Below are 21,330 nucleotides of genomic sequence, written 5' to 3'. Positions count from 1 at the left end.
TATCCCATTTTTGATAATAGTATTTATCAAATTCCTCTCTATCACCACATTATTATTTTTTCTAAACTGACCTAATTACTGTTTTATTTACTGCACTAAATCTGAGGTCGTTATGTCTTTTATTCATCTTGAATTTGAAAAACCTATTGTGGAATTAGACGAAAAAATAGATGCATTGCTCACCTTTAAGCAATCTCAAGATGAACCAACAGGTATTAATTTAGATGAAGAAATTGCACGTTTAAGGCAGAAAAGCCTTTCGCTAACAAAATCTATTTTTACTGATTTAGGTGCTTGGGAAATTGTACAACTCGCTCGTCACCCCATGCGCCCATATACTCTTGACTATCTTAAAGCGATTTTTACTGACTTTCAGGAGTTGGCGGGTGATAGAGCTTATGCCGATGATAAAGCGATTGTTGCGGGTTTAGCGCGTTTAGACAAAATGCCAGTCATGGTGATAGGGCAACAAAAAGGCCGTGATACAAAAGAAAAAATTCTTCGCAATTTTGGTATGCCATCGCCAGAAGGTTACAGAAAAGCATTACGTTTAATGAAAATGGCAGAACGCTTTCATCTACCTGTCATTATTTTTATTGATTCTACAGGCGCTTATCCTGGTGTCGGCGCTGAAGAGCGCGGACAAGCAGAAGCGATTGCTCGTAACATTCTTGAAATGTCACGATTAAAAACACCGATTATTTGTACTATTACGGGTGAGGGATTCTCTGGCGGTGCGTTAGCCATTGGTGTTGGTGATAAAGTTAATATGTTGCAATACAGCACTTATGCGGCAATTTCACCAGAAGGATGTGCTTCTATTTTATGGAAAAGTTCTGATAAAGCACCAATTGCAGCAGAAACGATGGGAATGACTGCTCCTAAATTACAAGCATTAGGCATTATCGATGCCATTATTCCCGAACCCTTAGGTGGAGCCCATCGTGATCACCAACAAGCTGCAGAATTTCTTAAACAACAGTTATTAACTGATTTAGCATTATTAAAAAGTTACTCAACCGAAGAACTTTTAGATAAACGCTATCAAAAACTCATGTCTCATGGTTACTGTTAATTATTAACGAGAGAAAAGAGAATGAATGATACACTGCCTATATTGAGTAATAGAATTACCGTAGGCAGTGAATTATTTATGCAAATCGATCTTAATTTATTACGTATTTTTTCTGCTGTAGCAGAGCAAGGGCAATTTGCAGCCGCTGCTCGGCTATTATCTATGCCTACCTCAAATATCAGTCGTGCAATTAAACAGCTTGAACAGCAACTCAATTGTAAACTTATTGATAGAACAACTCGAAAGATGCGCCTTACGGAACAAGGTAAAATACTCTATCAACAAGGAAAGAAAACCTTAACCGAGTTGGATAATGTTGTAAGCAATATCACAAGTGATGGGCCATTAACGGGCACTTTTCGTTTAACTATTCCTAGCGAATATGGTAGTGAGTTACTTGGTGATATTTTGGCTGACTTTGCTGTACTTCATCCTAATTTACTTATTCAATGTGATACCCAATTAATGCCAAGAAATATCATCGATGATGATATTGATTTGCTATTAACTTTTCATCGTGGAAATTTAGCGGATAGTAGCTATCACTCTCGCTTAATTAAATCATGGCGCAGTATTGTTGTGGCATCTAATGAATTATTAGAAAAAACAGGAATACCCACACATATAGAACAATTAAGCAAATTTCCTTGTATTTCTAGTTTAAGCGCACTAGAAGGGCAACCTTGGATATTTATGGATGAAGATAAAAAACCGATAAAAATAACCATTAACAGCAATTACCGAGTAAACAGTGCCATATTAGCAAAATCAGCAGTATTAAAAGGGTTGGGATTTGCTATTTTAGCCGAACATTGCTGTCTTGATATGATTGAAGCGGGGAAAATACGGGCTATTGAGTTTCCTCAACAACCCGCAACAATTAATTTAGTGGCAATATATGCAACTCGTAGCTCTCTTTCACGTAATATTGAGTCTTTTCTTGAGTTTCTCTCTCAACGTTTATAACTTATTAATTTGTGATTTGTTGAGTAAGTGCATTATGTTTTACTTTAACAGGAAAGAGCACAATAAATAGTGTCACAAAACACGAGATCCCTGCGGTTACAATCGCATAAGCAAATCCCGAATTAAATGCCTCTGGTAGCAAAGTGACAAATCCTTTGTCTAAATTATTTGTTGTATTTTCAGTCACTAAACTAACAATATCGATATAGTTTACAGATATTCCCAATACCTGGCTTTGAATAACCATATAATGGATTGCTTGTTGCACCATCAATGTACCTAATAAAGCAATTCCCATCGTCATACCGGTTTGTCTTAGTGCATTCATGGTTGCTGACGCCATACCAGAACGAGATGCTGGCACACTTTTCATCACTAAAGCACCTATTGCTGGCGTTGATAATCCCATTCCGGCACCTAATACAAAGAGATAGCTTCCTGTTATTCCATAGTGGCTATTAGTTGCTAATGTCGCTAATAAACAAGAAGAAATGGCGATAAATAAGAAACCACAAATCATCAATTTTCTGACTGAGAAATAAGAAGAGAGTCGTCCAAAAGACATAGAAAATAGTGCCATTGCAATAAACTCCGGTGCCATTCTCCAACCAGTTTCTAATGCACTCCAGCCTTGTGCCTTTTGTAAAAAGAAAGCGATAAAGAATACATTACTATATGTGGCAAAACCTAAGGTAAAAGAAGAAAGATTATATTGAAAGAATGTGCGATCTTTAAATAAAACCAGTGGTAATAATGGACGCTCAACACGTTTTTCTATTATTAAGAAAAGGGTAAGAAATATAACACCTGCAATCAGCGTTGATAACGTTCTATAATGTGTCCATCCCACAGATCCAGCTTCAATTAAGCCATAAGTCAGCAATCCTAATCCCAACATACTGGTTAATTGACCGAAGGGATCTAAAGCAACATTTTCAGGATCAGCACTCTCACTTAATCCATACCAACCTAACAATACGGTAATAATGCCAATAGGAATATTGATAAGAAATATACTCGCCCAACCACTCGCATGAACTAAAACCCCACCTAAAATAGGGCCAATGATAAGTGATAACGCACTAACGGAAGACCAAATTCCGATGATACGAACGCGTTCAATATCAATAGGAAAAGCATGAGTAATTAAAGACAATGCGCCTGGAATAAGTGCAGCGGCGGCAATACCTTGAATAATACGTCCAAGAATTAATATTTCATGTTGCTGCGCAATCGCACAAATTACTGAACCTAAAGTGAAAATAATTACGCCCCATAGCCACACTTTTTTTCGTCCAAAGCGATCACTTAAAGGACCAGATGACAAAATACAGGCTGATAGACAAAGCGCATAAGCATCAACAATCCACTGTAAGGTTGCCATATCAGCATGAATATCATTTTGAATAGTCGGTAGAGCCACATTGACGATACTAATATCAAGAGTCGCCATAAAAGTGCCTAAACAAATGGCACAGATAAGTGACAGTCGTTTTAAATAAGTCATAAGCTTTATTGCCTTAATGATGAATAATACTGGTATAATAATACCCGACCGACCGTCGGTCAATTATTATTGGTAATGAGTTTTATTTATCATTATTGTGAGCCGCTTTAATATAGAGTACTCTTTACTCGCGACTTTGAGGGAGATAAACAATGTCATTAAAAGAACAAACAACAGATAAACCGAGAACAAAACCCGCAGAGGTTCGTTTAGAAGAGTTAATGAATGCAGCAGAAGAGTTATTTCTTGATAAAGGTTTTGATGCCACAACCGTTAGCGATATCGTAAAAAAAGCAGGGGTAGCAAAAGGGACGTATTATCACTATTTTTCTGCTAAAACAGACGTTCTTGATGCGCTCAGAACACGTTATATGGATTGGTATTTAAATAAAATAGATAATGCAATGAATACCTGCTCACAACAAGAGCATCGTGAAAAATTAAAACAATGGTGTGAAATTAGCGTTATTGCTTATGTTGAGAAACAAGAATTACACGATATGCTTTTTCATCAAGTTTTTCATCAAAGTAGCAATATTCATGAAAATAGAGCATTACAACAAATTCAATCACTGTTAATTTCGGGCACGAAAAATAAAACCTGGCACGTTACACAACCGGGATTAACTAGTACATTGATTTATCATGGTATGCATGCCGCCGTTGATAATTTAGGCCATAGCGATGAATATACCGCAAAAACATTAGGAAATATGCTATATCAGCAGTTTACTCAGTTACTAAAATAGACCAAAGCTTATCGTGACAACGTCACATTATTGTGTATCTAAAAGAGAAAAGGGTAATAACTATTACCCTTTTTATTTATGACAAACTTGAGTTTGTTATTTAGCTGAACACTTCGCATATCTTGATGAAAAAACACATAGTAAAGCGAATAAAATAAACAATACAGCAATAAATAATGCTGAGTTTAATCCATAATTATCAACGCTTAAGCCACCTAAATAAGCACCTAATGCAATAGCTAAATTAAAAATTGCAATATAAGCAGAACTTCCTAATTCAATTCCTTTAGGAACTGCTGTCATGATCCATGTCATCAGTGCAACTGAAACGCCACCATACATTAATCCCCAAATTAGCATCACTGCGATCGCCATTATTGGAGATGATACCCAAAATAAAAAACCTAAATTTAGAATATTTAGAAATTGGTTAAAAAATAACGCCAACACCCCTCATAATCCATTGGATTTTATAGTAAAAAATAATAAAATAGAATTCTATTTAGTTGATGAATCTGGTAAGAAAAAAATATCAACGGAACATTATCTCAATAGTGATATCTATCATAAGATATCTGAATTAGATAAAGATACACAAATTTGGCTATTAGAAATATCGTTAATGAATAAGGTTAATATTGATTTAGTTATTGATATTTTTGAGAATATTAAACTAAAATTATTTGGTAATCAATTTAGTCACAACATAGACTATAATAACTGTATATTTAATTTAATATTAGAAGATTTAGATAATCTAAAACCAAAAGATTACTATTTAGATGAAGTGAAAAAATTTATTAATAATAAATTAGGAGATATTAATTTAGTAGTTCAAAATAGAATGCCAAGTTTAATAGATAATTTATCTACTTTCAATCCGGATAAAAAAGAAGGCGTTAATATCCTCCATAGCTAAAATTGCAACGAGTAAGAATGCTAACAATAGAGTTTTATTGTGTGAGGAAATAGAAAAAAACTATAGAAATGATGGTATCTCTTTATTTTAGGATCAAAATAAAACACTCATCATCTTTAAACATAAAATTATCTATGAACTTATTCAAAATGGTGAAAATATGAATAATTAAAAACTCAGAGTTAGATCAAAAATATAGGGTATATATGTAGAAAATTCAGTAAAAAGGCTCGATAAATAATATCGAGCCTTTTTACTATTTATTATTTTAATTTGGTTATGAAATTAAAGTGTGACACCTTTCTTCGCAAGGAACTCATCGTAAGTTCCTTGGAAATTAGTCACTTTTTCAGGTGTAATTTCAATAATACGGTTTGCTAATGAACTTACGAATTCACGGTCATGAGAAACAAAAATCAAAGTGCCTTGATAAAGCTCTAATGCCATATTCAGTGATTCGATAGACTCCATATCTAAGTGGTTAGTTGGTTCATCCATAATCAGAATATTTGGTTTTTGCATCATCAGCTTACCAAATAACATTCTGCCTTTTTCACCACCTGATAAAACTTGAACTGATTTTTTCAAATCATCTTGAGAGAACAGTAAACGTCCTAATACGCTACGTACAGATTGCTCGTCGTCTTCTGGTTTCATCCATAAGCTCATCCAATCAAACACCGTCATATTGACTTCAAAATCAATTGCATGATCTTGTGCATAATAGCCAATGTTTGAGTTTTCAGACCATTTTAAACGACCAGTATCTGCTGCTAATTCACCGACTAATGTTTTGATCATTGTCGATTTACCCACGCCGTTGTTACCTAAAATGGCAACTTTTTCACCCACTTCAAGCATCATATTGACGTCTTTAAACAGCGGGGTATCATCATAGCCTTTAGAGATATTTTCCACTTCAAGCGCATTACGGAATAATTTTTTCTCTTGTTCGAAGCGAATGAATGGGTTTTGGCGGCTAGAGGCTTTAACTTCAGCTAATTGAATTTTCTCAATTTGCTTAGCGCGAGAGGTTGCTTGGCGTGATTTAGATGCATTAGCACTAAAGCGACTTACAAAAGATTGTAATTCACTAATCTGTGCTTTTTTCTTCGCATTATCTGCTAATAAACGTTCACGCGCTTGGGTTGCAGCAAACATATATTCATCATAGTTACCCGGATGAACAGCAAGCGCACCATAATCTAAGTCAGCCATGTGCGTACATACCATATTTAGGAAGTGACGGTCATGGGAAATAATGATCATGGTACTGTTACGTTCATTTAGCGTTTGCTCAAGCCAACGAATAGTATCAATATCCAAGTTGTTCGTCGGTTCATCCAGTAACAAAATATCTGGATCAGCAAACAGGGCTTGTGCAAGTAACACACGTAATTTCCAACCCGGAGCCACTTCACTCATAGGGCCATTATGTTGTTCTAATGGAATACCTACGTTTAGTAATAATTCACCCGCACGAGATTCAACGGTGTAACCGTCCATTTCACCAAATTTCACTTCAAGATCGGCAACACGTAAACCATCTTCTTCGCTCATTTCAGGTAAGCTATAAATGCGTTCACGCTCTTGCTTCACTTCCCAAAGTTCAGTGTGACCCATAATCACGGTATCAAGCACAGTAAACTCTTCATAAGCGAACTGGTCTTGTTTTAGTTTACCAAGACGTTCATTAGGATCGAGGAATACGTTGCCACTACTTGGCACTAGATCGCCACCTAAAATTTTCATAAAGGTTGATTTACCGCTACCGTTGGCACCAATTAAACCATAGCGATTTCCGCCACCGAATTTGACAGAAATGTTTTCAAACAGTGGCTTTGAGCCAAACTGCATAGTGATATTATTGCTGATTAACAAGACGAATACTCATTATTAGTGAATGACAAAAGGTAATGGGGCGGCATTATGCCACAAGTTACCCCTATTAAGACAGTAAAGTGACGAATGTCTGTTAAGGAATTTTGGCTGTAAGAACAAAACTCATCATATTGTGAGTTATTGCCCATAATAAAAGTAAGAAAAAGAGATAACGCAAATACGTTATCTCTTAATGGTGAGCTTAACTTGAAACGTAATATATTCACCGCGTACGCAACGACTTGGTCACCACTTGATGACTATTTGGAAGGTGCTAAACCCGGTTCAACTACTGCATAAATTTGATCACCTAGAAGGTCGGCTTCAAGAAGCTGAGTCACTAAACGCGCAACATCTCGGCGATTCACTAAACCATGAGTCTCTTCATATTGATAAAGCTGAGCTTTGCCCGTTTCTTCACCATTAAGTAATCCCCCCGGTCTTACTATTGCATAATCAAAATGGCTGGTTTGTAACCACACTTCAGCCAATGATTTTTCTCTTACGGCTTGGCCAAACGCTGCTTTTGCTCTGTCAGATAAGGCAGCCCAACTGTCACCACATCCTAAAGATGAAACCATTAGCATACGTTGAAAATCCATTTTTTCCGCAATATCAATGACGGTTCGATGAGCTAGATAATCATTTTCCCCCCCCATTGTGGAAATAATATCTGCTTCTTTTCCTGCTAATGTTAAAACCGCTTCAACTGCTTTAGCATCAATCGCATCCCCGATAATGGTTTTTATCCCTTTTTCTTTTAAACGATTAGCCGCTTCTTCGGAACGAACTAGAGCCACAACAGGGCGTTGTTGTGTAACACCAATATCTGCAATATGTGCGCCAACACCTTTACCGCCAGCGCCAAAAATAACCCATGTTTTCACGCGCAATTATTCCTTATTTAATTGTTGTGCTAATTGACGGAAGGCTGATAATTGCTCTGGCAATAATTCACGATGTTCATCTCTACCGAGGAAGATTTTAAACATTGCAACGCCTTCTTGATTGAAAAATAAAATAGAGGCAGTATCCATACCCATGAATTTACGCTCGATCATTGCAATATATTGGCAATTTTCGGCTTTAATATGGCCTGTCATTCCTTTTTTACCACGTAAGTTAAAATAGCCATGACGATGAAAACCACTCGGTAATTCGCCACTAAATTCTAAAATAACATCTTGAGTATGCACAAGCGTGGTGACATTACCCCATTTCATCACGTTATCCCACACTGTATCGAATTGCTCACCACTCATTAATGAGCGTGATGGCAAATGTCTCACAACCTCCAACAAGGTTGTGTCAAATTGCGTAGCTATAGTTTCCAGCGTTCCATCAGGCTCAGTCATTAAAAATTGTTGTAGCTCTATATTCATGATGTTATTTCCATCTTTTAATTAATATTTAGGGTAATAAAATTAGCGAGGTGTATTTAATTGCAAAATTAATTGCTGTAAGGATGTCAGCAAATTACTTGCCCAAAACCGACCTTCATTAGTGAGTTTCATACAAAGAAAATCATCTTCGACAAGACCAGCTTGATACCATTGATTTAATAAAGGGGAGAGCAGAGTCGCTTGCGGACTTAATTTGGCTAAATCAACACGCCCGCACTCAATGCCAGCTTGTAATTCATGACGCCAACGAAAACCACTGTCAGTTGTACGACTCATCATCATTAAAGGCTTTTGGTTATCTGTAATTTTTTGATAATAGCTATCCAGTGAACGCTCAATCATCCATGAATAGCCATTAACCGAACCACCAGCACCAGAACCAAAGGCAAGGCAATCCGCGCCTTGTTTAATTAATAAATTATAGAGATTGCGCTCACGGGTTGTTCTAGCCCAGTGGCTATTACTTATCTGGCGCCAACCCACATTCTCCATAAAATCACAACCTTGAAGATATAACGCACGCCGTTCTATCGGCGTTGGCACAGTGACTCGCTGATTTTCAACCGCTTTACCTAATGGTGTATTGGGTAGCAAATTTAATGCATACAGATCGACGCCATCTAAACCAATATCGTGGGCAATAGTGAGATCTTCTTGCCAATTCACCGCATTTTGTCCCGGCAATCCGAATAACAGATCGCATACCACAGCGGCTCTATCACGTAAACAAAGCCCCTTCATAAACTTAGCGGCTTCTTCACCCGTTGATGTTCTTGCCATTCGTTTACGAATTTTGCTATTAAAGGTTTGAATACCAATAGAAAAACGGTTTGCACCTGCATCTAAACAAGCATCAATTCGATTATCATCAAAATTTAAAACACGACCTTCAATCGTAATTTCACAATCTGGAGCTAAAGGAAGTGATTGGCGCAAATGTGTGATCACACGATAGAGATCTTTAGCTGATAATGCAGAAGGGGTTCCGCCACCAAAGTAAACGGCATGAATTGGTGCTGACTGATAAAGTAAGCTATCTGATTCAGCCGATATCTCACGCAATAATGCGTCGGTATAGCGCGTGCAGGCTTCTTCATGGTAGTTATTTTGATAAAAACCGCAAAACGTACAATGAGTTGCACAAAAAGGAATGTGGATATACAACAAACGTTTACATGCGGGTGTTTTGCTTTCTAATAAAGCTTGCCATGTTGATTGGTGCTCTTCTTTTGCAATAGGTACAGAGCCTCTCCATGGCATTGTGGCATGTCTATCGCGAAAAGGGCTATCACCCTCAAGTGCAAAATGGGGAGTAAGATCGATTTCAGTCGAAGATTGCATGCTATGTGTTGCGACTAACTCTTTCATTATTAAATCATTCCTACTTATTATCATTAACAGGATCAGCGGGATAAAACTGTTGATGCAATAACTCAACGGCATCCACAATACGAGGTCCCATTCCCAAAATAAGGGATTGATCAATTTCAATAATGCGCTGTTTTTTCCATGCTTGAGTCATTGAAACACCAGGTACAGAAGCAAGCCCTTCTGAGGCTCTTAATCCACCTGTTTGGTTTTTCTGACTTTGTGTTGTAATAACAATTAATTCTGGATTGGCAGCAATAATCGCCTCTGCACTATAAATACGATAGTTCTCGTGCGTGGCAATATTTTCTCCGCCGGCTAAATGAAGAATGGCATCAGCGACACTTGTTTTCCCTGCAACTTGAGGAATTCCACCTCCAGGTGAAAGAAAGAACATCACTTTTACTTTTTGCTTAATTTGATTATTTTTAGCGTGGATCACGGCTAAACGAGATTGAAGAGAATCAATTAATGCTTCTGCTTCCTTTTGTTTATCTAATGAAATCGCTAGAGTACGAATATTTTTAAGCATCAATTCAAATGTAGCGGGTGTTCTTGGTAAGGAAATCACCTTTACATTATGCTGTGTCAGTTGGCGCAATACCATTTTAGGTTCAGCATCATCCCAAGTGACAAAAGTAGAAGGGCGTAAAGACAAAATACCTTCTGTACTTAGTTGTTTCCAATATCCGATATGAGGCAATGCTTGCGTTTGTTCAGGATAAGACGTCGTTTCATCAACACCAACAACCTTATTGCCAGCACCTATGGCATAAACTAATTCTGTGATAGAGCCACCGGCAATAACCCAACGCTCACTATTGTTGTTATCTTTTGCCATTAAGTTAAAAGGTAACAATAACAAGCTAAATGCGATCACTATTTTTTTCATAATTAAAATGCCCATGTCAGACCAACTGCAGCATTAATACCCGTAGCTGGGATAGATTCATGAGCTGTTTGATAACGCTTATTTAAAATATTATTTAAATCAAAGTTGATACGGTATTGATCGTTATTGCCAAATTCTGTACTCAGTGAAAGATTCACCGTTGTCCAACCGGCATAATGCTGTTTGTTTTCAGGGTTGCTATGATCTTTCGCTTTTGTTGCTGCTCTTAAATACAAATCTGACATTAAATTCATATTATTGAGCAATAATAAATGTTTAGCGCCAAAGCGAGTCGTTAATATAGGTTCGCCGGTATCCCATGTTTTCAATGTTGAACCAATAAATTGGCGGCGCATCACATTGGCAGAAACATAAGGCGTAATTGACCAACCTTGGTATTGGGCCATCACTTCCATCCCATAGGTTTTAGCGCGGTCGATATTGTCATAATAGAAATAATCTGCTCGTCCTGTTTTGCTATTTCCTTCGCAAATCGATTCGCCTGCACAGGCAAGAGATGTGATGTAATCTTTGGCTTCAGAATAATAAATCGCGCTATCGATATACCAATTATTCCCTTTATAACGCGCACCAAATTCCACATTATTAGAGTGTTCAGCGTCAAGATCTCGATTACCGTAAGTCACCGCACCGCCAGCAGTCGTGTTCATAAATTGCTGGACAAGCGTTGGGAAAACATAACCTTGTGCAAACGCAAGACGTAATTCTGTATCTTTGAATCCAGAATAACGTAAATTAGATGACACAATAAATGCGTTATCTCTTACAGGATCAGAGCCCAATGTCTTATAACTTGTTCCTATTTTATTATGATGAACAGTTTCATCACCATCTTGTAATTCTGATTTCAACCAATATTGTCTGGCGCCCATTGCCCATGACCAATCCTCTGTTATTTTCCAATCATTTTGGGTAAAAACAGACACATTAGTTTGCTGACTACGATTATGTAACAGAGATTTTTTTTCGTAATTTACGGCAGGTGGGAAGCCTGTTGTGCTATTTGAAGATGTTTGACCAACAGAGGTTTGTTTTACTTTATCTTGTTGATATTGAGCGCCTAAAATTAATTCATTATTTGCAGGTAATGTAAAGTTTGCCTGCATAGTCATGCCATAAGTATTCTGTGTATCTTCCGATTGGGTTCTGTTTTTAACCGTCAAATTACCAATCATTGGCTTACCTGTTGGTGTAATAACACCTACACGGTTTTCAAATTTTCGCTCTATACGCTGTGTGTAAGCATCAATATGAAGTTTTTTGAAATAATCAGCATCAACCTCATAGTCATAAAATAAACCCACTTTTTCACGCTCAAGTTTAGGCACTTTGACGCTAAACTCTTGATACTTTCCTTCATCTGCATAATAAGATTGTGTTGATAAATTATAACGATCGAGTGAAAGGCCAAACTTATGTTTATCCACTTTATAGCCTAACCATGCACCTTGACCGTTATTTCTAAAATGCGTATTAGGTAAACGCCCATCAGGCGAATATCTGTCACCATGATCGGCATAACTTCCATTAAGGCGATATTCAAAATCACCGATAGTACCTGAAATTAACGCAGACTCTCTCCATCCCACAGTGGCTGAGTCATAAACAACTTTAACATTTCCGCCAAAAGGCTTATCGCCGCCTTTTTGAGTAATTAAATTCACTACACCACCAATAGCTTGTGAGCCATAAAGCACAGAATAGGGGCCTTTAACCACTTCAATGCGCTCTAGTGCAGATTCATCAATTAAAATGCCAGCACCAAAGTTTTGACCACCTCGTTGATAGGTCACTTCTTGCCCATCAACTAACAAAAGCACGCGTGATGATGCTTCTCCACGAATGCGGATCTGTTTACGACCAGCGAGGCTGTTATCCGTGACTTCAACACCAGGGATATCACGTAATTGGTCTGCAATAGAAGAAGATGTTGATTGAGTTAATGTTTCTTTATCAATAACCTGAATGGTAGCGGGGCTATTCCATAGCGAAGAGGCATTACGTGTTGTAGTCACAACGAGAGTTTCTTCTTCAGGCGAAATAGTATTAGCAAGAGCATATTGAAAGAGTGAAAGTGTTAAAGCTGATAATACGAAGCAAGGCTTAAATCGAATACACATAATCGCGAACCCTAATGAGATCAATAATAATTATCATTCGCTTTATAATTTAAGATTGACTATTCATCAACCACAAAAAGGTAAATAGAATACATCTTTGATTTAAATCAACGTAAAGGTGTGATCCCATGCACATTAGGTGCTTAAATTGAAAGAAACGACATAAATAGAAGGGTTTTTAAACAAGTAGAGAAAAGAAGGCAAGTAAAGACACTCGGTTTATATGCTTACCTTTATTATCGAGAGAGTTAGATTAAATGGGAGAAAATAAAAAGGGATAAAAACTATTCTAATGTTTTAAGAAAAACTTTAAGCAATTGGTTTAATGCTTGTTGCTCTTGTTGCGATAAACCAGAGACTAAACGTTTTTGATTTTCAACATGTGCTTCTATTACTTGGTTGATTAACTCCAGGCCTTCCGGTGTTAGCGAAACTAAAAAACCACGCCCATCTTCCGGATTAACTTTACGAATAACCCAACCTGCTTTTTCTAATTGATCAATACGATTTGTCATCGTGCCTGATGTAACCATCAGTGTTGATAACATCTCACCAGGAGAAAGGGTATAAGGAGCTCCTGCACGTCGTAGTGTAGCAAGAACATCAAAACTTGACGTATTTAAGCCAAATTGAGAGAAAATTTTCTCCATTTCGCGCGAAAGGTGCAAAGTTATATTCCCCAATCGACCAATTAATCCCATCGGACTAACATCAAGATCAGGGCGCTCACGCTGCCATTGCTTAGTAATTTTATCTATTCTGTCCATGTATTCATAATGTCAATTATTTATCTTGACGTCAAGGTATTATCAATTTATCTTGACATCAAGATAAATAAGTATAGTAACAACTAAACGAGTGATTTTATGAATAGATACACAACATTACTATTAACGGCATTAGCTCCCATTGTATGGGGGAGCACTTATATTGTAACAACGGAAATGTTACCCGCTAATGTTCCCATGACGTTAGCTGCATTACGAGCATTACCCGCAGGAATTTTATTATTAATTATCATGAGACAACTGCCACAAGGTATATGGTGGTTACGTGTGATTATTTTGGGGATTTTAAATTTTTCGCTGTTCTGGTGGTTATTATTTATTTCAGCCTACCGTTTACCCGGTGGTGTTGCGGCTACAGTGGGTGCAGTTCAGCCTTTAATTGTCTTATTTTTATCTCGTTGGTTATTACAAACACGTCTGTCGTGGTTGTCTATTTCAGCTGCGTTAGGCGGTATTTTTGGTGTAGCAATACTGATATTGACACCGAATGCAGCACTTGATCCTATCGGAATAATTGCAGGATTAGGCGGCGCATTTTCTATGGCCACAGGTACTGTATTAAGTCGTCGTTGGCAACCGCCAGTTACACCTTTAACTTTTACAGCTTGGCAATTAACCGCTGGTGGCGCTGTATTATTACCTTTTGCATTATTATTTGAACCCGCATTACCTTCATTAACAGGAATTAATTTTCTAGGCTTGGCTTATTTAACCTTAATAGGTGGAGCATTAACCTATATTTTCTGGTTTAGAGGACTTGCATTATTAGGACCAAGCTCTGTGGCTTCATTAGGCTTTTTAAGCCCACTAAGCGCGGTTATTTTAGGTTGGGCATTGTTAGGGCAACAATTAACGAGCTTACAAATTCTAGGCATGATCGTGATATTACTCAGTATCTGGACTAATCAACAGTCAGAAAAACGAGAAAGAGCAAAGCTTCAATCACTTAGTTAGGATTAATGTGTTATTTTAAACACCATAAATACAGACCATTTAATACCGAATAACCAAGAGAGTGTTGTTATGCCTATATGGGTTGATGCTGATGCATGTCCAAAAGTAATCAAAGAAGTGTTATATCGTGCAGCAGATAGAGAAAAAGTGATTATTACTTTTGTCGCTAATCAACGATTAATCGTACCCGCATCGCCTTTCTTACGTACATTACAAGTTTCTGCTGGGTTTGACGTTGCTGATAACGAAATTGTTCGCCGTACTAATAAAGATGACTTGGTTATTACTGCTGATATTCCATTAGCTGCCGAAGTTATAGAAAAGGGCGCAGTTGCTCTAAATCCAAGGGGCGAACGTTATACTGAAGCAACTATTCGGGAACGTCTAAATATACGTGATTTTATGGATACGATGAGAGCAAGCGGAATTCAAACGGGAGGTCCCGCAAGTTTAAGTCAACGTGACCGCCAACTTTTTGCGAATGAATTAGATAAATGGCTTTTGCAACAAAAAAAGCGTACTTAATTTAGTCAGTAATAAATGCTTTTAATAAAATAAACGGGCATAGATATTATTGCCCGTTTTTCTTTGAGATAAACTTTAGATTATTTCTTTTTTATAATGAGATCAGACATAACGCTTGGTGCCTAAAATACTGGGTTTCTTCCCTTTAAAAACATGAGGGCCGTCCATTGTTAATTTAAGCTCATTACCGTTGCGTGTTAACCAAGGCGTCGCTTCACTGCCTGCTCTTGATGTTACACCTGATGGTTTTAATGTAATGCTATCTTGGTCAATTTCAATAATACCAATCACATAGGTATAAATCATATTATTGAAAAAGCCTTTTTTATACTCACAAGAACATTCAACCACTTGATTGCCATATTCCATACGCATTGTTGGTTTTAATGAGGCAACAGAAACACAACCGTTACTAATCGCAGAGTAAACACTACACACCAACGCCACTTTACCACCCATTAATTGGGAAATAGCGGGGTTAATCTCAACGGTTTCGCAACCGGGTTGTTCTTGACTCACACTCACCACATCACCAGTGTGGAAAACAAAAGGATCAGAATTAAAAGCACCGCTTTTATCTGGCGCTTGAATAATCGACATTTGACCATTCGGGCGTAAAATTCCCACACGAAGATCTAAATCATCATTATCCTTCCCATCTCCATTATCTATCCATGTTGCACTGACTAAAATACGTTTAGGTGCATCATTACCTTTTAGCAATGAAACACGATGACTACTATCCGGTTTAGTCAGTTTCACTACACTTTTTTGTATATTTACAGGGGCTGGTGGTGATGTAACAACTGGAGTTGGCTCTTCAACTTCAACACCGTAAAAGTTACATAAACCTGAAAGTCCAGAAGCAAAACCTTGCCAAACAGAACGGACTTTATTCTGACCATTTCGAACATAAAGTTCTAAAACGATAATGCCTGTTTCTTGTGAAAATTGGCTTGGTGCTAACTCAATAATTTCATTATTTATCAGCACTTGTGCTTTTAATTGATTAACTACAGCAAAACCGCCAGCACTGCCATCTTGCGTTAATGTAATTGCTATTTTGGTAATATTTGCGGGTAAACGGGAAAAGTCAAAATCAATACTATGAATAACTGTTGAGCCTTGAGTTATCGGTGAAATAAACGAAGCGGCACCAGAAGCATGATGAGGAGCATTAAAGAAAACCATATCATCGTCATTAACGACTTTTCCTGAGCCTGATACTAAAAATGCAGTCAGATTAATATCAAGATTATCGCCTACTGCATGAGAGACTTTAACTTGTCCTTTATTTTCACTGAGTGATGTATTTTCACCCGGTTGCAACGTTTTACTCATTAAAACTGCTCCTTGATTGATAAGACCAACTGCAAGAAATTGAGATGAAAGAAGTGATAATAACTTCAATTAATTATTTATTCGGTGATCTCTTTCACTTTCATTAGATATCAAAAACCAATGAATTTATTTATAATCTTAGGGAAATTTTCCCATCAAGACGAGAGGTAATGATGTCATTTTCTAAATCTATGCTTGCTTTGGCTGTCATGGCGGTCTCTTTTTCCAGTTACGCAGCAAAACAGGCTGATTTGATGATAGTTGACGGTACTGTTCTAACTATGGATCAGCAAAATAAAGTTATTGAACAGGGTACTGTTGTCGTAAAAGAAAATAAAATTATTGCCGTTGGTGGCCCTGAGCTTTCTAAAGAATATCAAGCCAATAAAGTGTTAGATGTTGATGGTGATATTGTGATGCCGGGTTTAATTAACACCCATACACATGGTTCGATGACTGTATTTCGTTCATTAGCTGATGATGTACCAGACAGACTTCACCGTTATATTTTCCCACTCGAAAGCAAAATGGTTTCTCGCGAAATGGTCAGAGTGGGTGCTGAACTTGCAAATATCGAAATGGTAAAAGGTGGCGTAACAACTTACGTTGATATGTATTACTTCGAAGATGAAGTAGCTAAAACTGTTGATAAAATGGGTAATCGCGCAGTATTAGGAGAATCTGTTATTAATTTCCCTGTTGCAGATGCGAAAACACCAGAAGAGGGCATCCAATACGCAGTAAACTTTATCAAAGAATATAAAGATCACCCTCGTATTATCCCAGCATTTGCACCACATGCTCCTTACACTAACACCACAGAAAACCTTCAGAAAATTGCTAAATTATCAATAGAACTTGATGTTCCTGTTATGATTCATTTAGCTGAAACTGACCGTGAACAAGAAGAAATTGCTAAACGTACTGGCGGTAAAAGTCCAGTTCAATATATGGCAGATATCGGAGCGCTAAATAATAAAGTTATCGCAGCGCACGCAATTATGGTCGATGATAAAGATATTGATTTACTGAAAAAATATGATGTTGGTGTCGCTCATAATATCAGTGCAAATACTAAATCAGCAAAAGGTGTAGCGCCTGTCGTCGCGATGTTAGAAAAGGGTGTTCGTGTGGGCTTAGGGACTGATGGTCCAATGTCGAGTAACACGCTAACGACCATGAATGAGCTAAATCTTGTGGGTAAAATCCATAAATTAGAGAATAAAGATCGTGCTGCTATGCCACCATTAACTGTAGTAGAACTGGCAACAATGGGTTCGGCGAAAGTATTACATATGGAAGATAAGCTGGGATCTTTAGAATCAGGCAAACTTGCTGATATTATCGTTGTTGATACTAAATCTCCTAATATGGTGCCAATGTATAGTCCTTATGCCGCATTAGTTTATGGCGCAAATGGCAGTAATGTTCGCCACACCATTGTTGATGGAAAGATCTTAATGGAAGATCGCCAACTATTAACCGTTGATGAAAAAGCCATTATTAAAGAAGCACAAGATTTTTCAGATAAAGTACGTAAAACCGTTATCGACAGCGGTGAAGTTGTTAAATAAAAATAGATAAAAACATCTTTATCCTAGGCAGTTTGTTTTTAAACTGCCTTTTTTATTGTTATTGCTAGAGTACATTAATCTTTTCTGCTTATTTTTATCGAAACAAGACTATATAAAGTTAATAAAAGCTAAATATTGCACCATCATTAAGATAATCCTTATTATTTAAATAGTTATTTAATTTAAAACACTAACACACTGTTTTATCTATTTTTTCTCCTTCACAACTATTAGGTATTTAAGTTTATTCTGTTATCTAATTTATTAGAGATGCAATACTATCTAAATATACTTGTGCAACAGTGCATCTCTATTTTGCAGTTCTCACTAATACTGCTCATCAACTATGGATAGAATGAAAATGATGATTAAACCCAATAAATTAACGCTATCGCTTATTACATTATCTATTATTAGTGCAACTAGTACTTTTGCTAATGAAATCAATTCAGTAGTCCCTACTAAACCGCTTAATTATGATATAAAACTCAATCAAGCAACAATTTTTTTACGGGGTGCTGAGCTTGAAAATAACGTCACGCTCAACTTACCTGCGGGGCAGAGTGAAGTTGTTTTATCTAATGTTGCAAACAATATTGATCCTAGAAGTTTATCAATTAGCATTGATAATGAAGATGTGATTATTAATACCATTAACGTTAAAAAAATTCCTATTGCTCCTAGTTACCCTTCAGACATTGCAGTATTGATGGAAAAACAGAAAGACATTAATAAGCGAATTGAAGAATTAAACATCAATATTAATGTGGGTAATGAACAAATTACTTTATTAAAAGACCAATCATTTTTTGGTTATGGTGAAACTCAGTCATTAGAACACTCATCACAAAAATTTGATTTTATTAGCCAAAAAATGACATCTATTCTAAATCAGCAAAAAATGGCGCGTGAAGAAATCGCTGAATTAACAGAACAATTAGAAGAGCTAAGCCGACAATTAGAAATTGATATGCCAATTATTGCGCAAGAGAAAACACAAATTGTTTTATCTTTAGGCACATCAAAAAATCTAATCAGTAAAATGCGTATTTCTTATATAACACCAGATGCAGGATGGTCACCTGCTTATGATATTCGAAGCCAAGGAATGGATAAGCCAATATTACTCACCTACAAAGCGGATGTTATTCAAAATACAGGCTTAAATTGGGATAAAGTAAAACTGATTTTAACATCCACAAATCCATCTTTAAATATTACTGCACCAACTTTATCGCCATGGTATCTCGCTCTTTACAATGATAATGCTAAATTTAGAAGTAAAAATATGAGTATGGAGATGGCTTCTCCAGCCGCACCATCTCCTGCGATGATAAGAGAAGAAAGCCATGAAAAACAATTAAATAAAGGAGTAACACGATATGTAACAACCAATAATAATGGTATCAATTTAAGCCATGCTATCGCACTACCTTACACCTTAAAAAATAGCACGGAACCTAATACATTAGTGATTAATCAAAAAGAAGTTGTTGCGAATTATCGCTATTTAACGACGCCTAAATTAGTTGAAGAAGTTTATTTACAAGCTGAAGTCAAAGATTGGGAAAACTTAAATTTACTTAATGGCCGTGCGAATATTTACTATATGAATAACTTTATTGGTAATAGTTATATTAATACTAACGAATTAACAGAGTTACTTAATATTCCATTTGGAATAGATAAAAATATTCAAATTAGCCGTATTAACAATGAGAAGATAAGAAAAGAGCCCATCTTTATTGGTACAACGATTGAACAAAAAGAGAGTTATACCATTAAAGTAAGAAATACTTATAACTCTCCTGTAAAAGTTACTATTTACGATCAACTTCCACTTAGTCAGGAAAGCAATATCAATGTAGCAGATGCAGTTTATAAAGATGGTGTACTTGATAAAGATACTGGCGAAATTAAATGGGATATTATATTAGGTGCCAAAGAGGAAAAATCATTACCATTAAATTATACCCTTTCTTATCCTAAAAATAGACAAATTATGGGGTTATAATTTCTCTTATTTAAATTAAAAAATAGAAGAGGGTGCAATTGCACCTTTTTCTATTCACAGAAGAAACTAAATAAATAGCAGTAAAATTTTTAATGGCCATTTTTCTGCATAAATTGATTAACATTATTTTTGATCGTTTCTCTTAACCACAACACTTTAGAGTTATACGCATGGCGTTTATGCCACAGTAAAATATATGAAATATCAAGCTGTTCAGAAACACTATGTGGCAGTGGTAGAGGTAATTTCCTTGTTCAAGCCATGTATACCAAGTTAGCCCAACGCCAGAGAGTGCAGCAACTTCCTCACGACGTAATCCTGGTGTGCGACGACGCCCTGTACCAGGTAATCCCATGGTTTCAGATAAAGCTTAGCTAATCTACTGATATACTCATACTCATACTCATACTTATACTTATACTTATACTCATTTTTTGTTATTCATCTTCATATTATAGAGATATTCCTATGCCGTGGACTTTTTCACATCCTTCTATTGTTTTCCCCATAAAGCAGTCCCGAATAGGAAAAAACCTTAATTTACCTGCATTAATTGTAGGAAGTACTTCACCTGATTTACTCTATTCTTTTGGTTTATATCAATCAGCAACAACGGCACATGATTTATTGGGCTGGTTTTATACTGCATTTCCTTTTTGTTTACTGGTTTTTATTCTAAATTATTTACTACGAAACCCATTAAAGTGCGTATCGCCGATCCCTTTATATGAGCCAATAAAACCCAATATTCGAGCATTAAGCTTATTTGTTTTATCTCTATATATTGGTGCAATAACTCATATTGTATGGGATTCTTTTACCCACGAAACAGGAACTGCTGTCAGATTGTTTTCTGTACTACAAGCACAGTTATTACAAGGAATGACTGATAGCCAAGAGATTGCTATCTATAAATTATTACAACATTTAGGCTCTGTATTAGGGTTGCTTTATTTGTGTTGGAAATACATTCAATACCAGCGCAAACAAGATGCTCCAACACAAAAAGAAAATCGTATTAAGTTATATCGCTTAATTGGGATCGGTTTTCTGTCTGGATTATGTGCTTTGCCTTTAGCTTTACAATTCTCAAATAAAGGGCAGGGAATTAACATTAATCGGTTTATTTTCCTTGAGCTCTCTTTGGCAGTGCCTTTTTTCTTTGGTTTAATGATAATCTTAGGAGCTTGGTTATACCGAACTAAAGTTTGACCAAGTAAACTAAAAAAAGCC

19 protein-coding genes and 1 pseudogene are annotated in these 21,330 nt (G+C 36.6%); 9 read left to right on the top strand and 11 right to left on the bottom strand.

Annotated features, from left to right (window positions below; translation table 11 throughout):
* The first annotated feature begins 112 nt into the window (after positions 1 to 112).
* A complete protein-coding gene (accA, locus tag GTH25_RS08555; RefSeq protein WP_075672851.1) occupies positions 113 to 1,075 on the top strand; it encodes an acetyl-CoA carboxylase carboxyl transferase subunit alpha in 963 nt (320 codons plus the stop codon).
* Between the two features lie 78 nt (positions 1,076 to 1,153).
* On the top strand, positions 1,154 to 2,041 hold the full coding sequence (locus GTH25_RS08550; protein ID WP_099660460.1) for a LysR family transcriptional regulator: 888 nt from the start codon (positions 1,154 to 1,156) through the stop codon (positions 2,039 to 2,041).
* Positions 2,042 to 2,045: 4 nt separating this feature from the next.
* On the opposite strand, the gene GTH25_RS08545 is transcribed toward GTH25_RS08550, so the two are convergent.
* The gene (locus GTH25_RS08545; RefSeq protein WP_075672850.1) at positions 2,046 to 3,548 is read right to left on the bottom strand and encodes an MFS transporter; all 1,503 of its coding nucleotides are present in this window, start codon (positions 3,546 to 3,548) and stop codon (positions 2,046 to 2,048) included.
* Between the two features lie 152 nt (positions 3,549 to 3,700).
* Between GTH25_RS08545 and GTH25_RS08540 the strand changes: the two genes are divergently transcribed.
* Complete coding sequence (locus GTH25_RS08540) at positions 3,701 to 4,297, top strand: TetR/AcrR family transcriptional regulator (protein WP_099660427.1); 597 nt, start codon at positions 3,701 to 3,703, stop codon at positions 4,295 to 4,297.
* Between the two features lie 96 nt (positions 4,298 to 4,393).
* On the opposite strand, the gene GTH25_RS08535 is transcribed toward GTH25_RS08540, so the two are convergent.
* Entirely contained in the window at positions 4,394 to 4,600 is a 207-nt protein-coding gene (locus GTH25_RS08535) for an MFS transporter (protein WP_164530490.1), read from the bottom strand.
* Between GTH25_RS08535 and GTH25_RS08530 the strand changes: the two genes are divergently transcribed.
* Positions 4,599 to 5,216 carry a hypothetical protein gene (locus GTH25_RS08530; protein ID WP_164530489.1) on the top strand — a complete coding sequence of 206 codons (618 nt, stop codon included), beginning with the start codon at positions 4,599 to 4,601 and terminating at the stop codon, positions 5,214 to 5,216. The genes GTH25_RS08535 and GTH25_RS08530 overlap by 2 nt on opposite strands.
* Before the next feature lie 285 nt (positions 5,217 to 5,501).
* Here the strand turns inward: GTH25_RS08530 and GTH25_RS08525 are convergent, their stop codons facing one another.
* The 7 genes from GTH25_RS08525 to GTH25_RS08495 form a co-directional block, all read right to left on the bottom strand.
* Complete coding sequence (locus GTH25_RS08525) at positions 5,502 to 7,097, bottom strand: ABC-F family ATPase (protein WP_164530488.1); 1,596 nt, start codon at positions 7,095 to 7,097, stop codon at positions 5,502 to 5,504.
* A gap of 260 nt (positions 7,098 to 7,357) precedes the next feature.
* Positions 7,358 to 7,984, bottom strand: a complete 627-nt coding sequence (locus GTH25_RS08520) for an NAD(P)H-binding protein (protein WP_075672846.1) — start codon at positions 7,982 to 7,984, stop codon at positions 7,358 to 7,360.
* Between the two features lie 6 nt (positions 7,985 to 7,990).
* Positions 7,991 to 8,479: a heme utilization cystosolic carrier protein HutX gene (gene hutX / locus GTH25_RS08515; protein ID WP_229578339.1), complete on the bottom strand. Its 489-nt coding sequence runs from the start codon at positions 8,477 to 8,479 to the stop codon at positions 7,991 to 7,993.
* Positions 8,480 to 8,521: 42 nt separating this feature from the next.
* Entirely contained in the window at positions 8,522 to 9,868 is a 1,347-nt protein-coding gene (gene hutW, locus GTH25_RS08510; protein ID WP_373274655.1) for a heme anaerobic degradation radical SAM methyltransferase ChuW/HutW, read from the bottom strand.
* 13 nt (positions 9,869 to 9,881) lie between these two features.
* Positions 9,882 to 10,760 carry a heme/hemin ABC transporter substrate-binding protein gene (locus tag GTH25_RS08505; RefSeq protein ID WP_223672422.1) on the bottom strand — a complete coding sequence of 293 codons (879 nt, stop codon included), beginning with the start codon at positions 10,758 to 10,760 and terminating at the stop codon, positions 9,882 to 9,884.
* Between the two features lie 2 nt (positions 10,761 to 10,762).
* Entirely contained in the window at positions 10,763 to 12,901 is a 2,139-nt protein-coding gene (locus GTH25_RS08500) for a TonB-dependent receptor plug domain-containing protein (RefSeq protein WP_075672844.1), read from the bottom strand.
* 284 nt (positions 12,902 to 13,185) lie between these two features.
* Positions 13,186 to 13,668 (bottom strand): MarR family winged helix-turn-helix transcriptional regulator, encoded by a 483-nt coding sequence (locus GTH25_RS08495; protein ID WP_075672843.1) that lies wholly within the window; start codon positions 13,666 to 13,668, stop codon positions 13,186 to 13,188.
* A 99-nt stretch (positions 13,669 to 13,767) separates the two neighbouring features.
* Between GTH25_RS08495 and GTH25_RS08490 the strand changes: the two genes are divergently transcribed.
* Both GTH25_RS08490 and GTH25_RS08485 read left to right on the top strand, forming a co-directional pair.
* The gene (locus tag GTH25_RS08490) at positions 13,768 to 14,643 is read left to right on the top strand and encodes an EamA family transporter (protein WP_164530487.1); all 876 of its coding nucleotides are present in this window, start codon (positions 13,768 to 13,770) and stop codon (positions 14,641 to 14,643) included.
* 69 nt (positions 14,644 to 14,712) lie between these two features.
* Complete coding sequence (locus tag GTH25_RS08485) at positions 14,713 to 15,168, top strand: YaiI/YqxD family protein (RefSeq protein ID WP_075672841.1); 456 nt, start codon at positions 14,713 to 14,715, stop codon at positions 15,166 to 15,168.
* A 102-nt stretch (positions 15,169 to 15,270) separates the two neighbouring features.
* Here the strand turns inward: GTH25_RS08485 and GTH25_RS08480 are convergent, their stop codons facing one another.
* A complete protein-coding gene (locus GTH25_RS08480; RefSeq protein ID WP_156733406.1) occupies positions 15,271 to 16,509 on the bottom strand; it encodes a TerD family protein in 1,239 nt (412 codons plus the stop codon).
* A 173-nt stretch (positions 16,510 to 16,682) separates the two neighbouring features.
* Between GTH25_RS08480 and GTH25_RS08475 the strand changes: the two genes are divergently transcribed.
* Together GTH25_RS08475 and GTH25_RS08470 are read left to right on the top strand one after the other, a co-directional pair.
* The gene (locus GTH25_RS08475; RefSeq protein WP_075672868.1) at positions 16,683 to 18,083 is read left to right on the top strand and encodes an amidohydrolase; all 1,401 of its coding nucleotides are present in this window, start codon (positions 16,683 to 16,685) and stop codon (positions 18,081 to 18,083) included.
* 361 nt (positions 18,084 to 18,444) lie between these two features.
* On the top strand, positions 18,445 to 20,097 hold the full coding sequence (locus tag GTH25_RS08470) for a DUF4139 domain-containing protein (RefSeq protein ID WP_164530188.1): 1,653 nt from the start codon (positions 18,445 to 18,447) through the stop codon (positions 20,095 to 20,097).
* Between the two features lie 247 nt (positions 20,098 to 20,344).
* Here GTH25_RS08470 and GTH25_RS08465 read toward each other — a convergent pair.
* Positions 20,345 to 20,458: pseudogene (locus GTH25_RS08465) on the bottom strand (transcriptional regulator); the annotation flags it as partial.
* 107 nt (positions 20,459 to 20,565) lie between these two features.
* Here GTH25_RS08465 and GTH25_RS08460 point away from each other — a divergent pair.
* Positions 20,566 to 21,309 carry a DUF4184 family protein gene (locus tag GTH25_RS08460; protein WP_156733404.1) on the top strand — a complete coding sequence of 248 codons (744 nt, stop codon included), beginning with the start codon at positions 20,566 to 20,568 and terminating at the stop codon, positions 21,307 to 21,309.
* The last annotated feature ends 21 nt before the right edge of the window (positions 21,310 to 21,330 follow it).

The organism is Proteus terrae subsp. cibarius, from assembly GCF_011045835.1.
Lineage (GTDB): Bacteria > Pseudomonadota > Gammaproteobacteria > Enterobacterales > Enterobacteriaceae > Proteus > Proteus cibarius.
The sequence above is the reverse complement of the archived record's forward strand: the minus strand, read 5'-3'. Positions and strand labels throughout refer to the sequence as shown.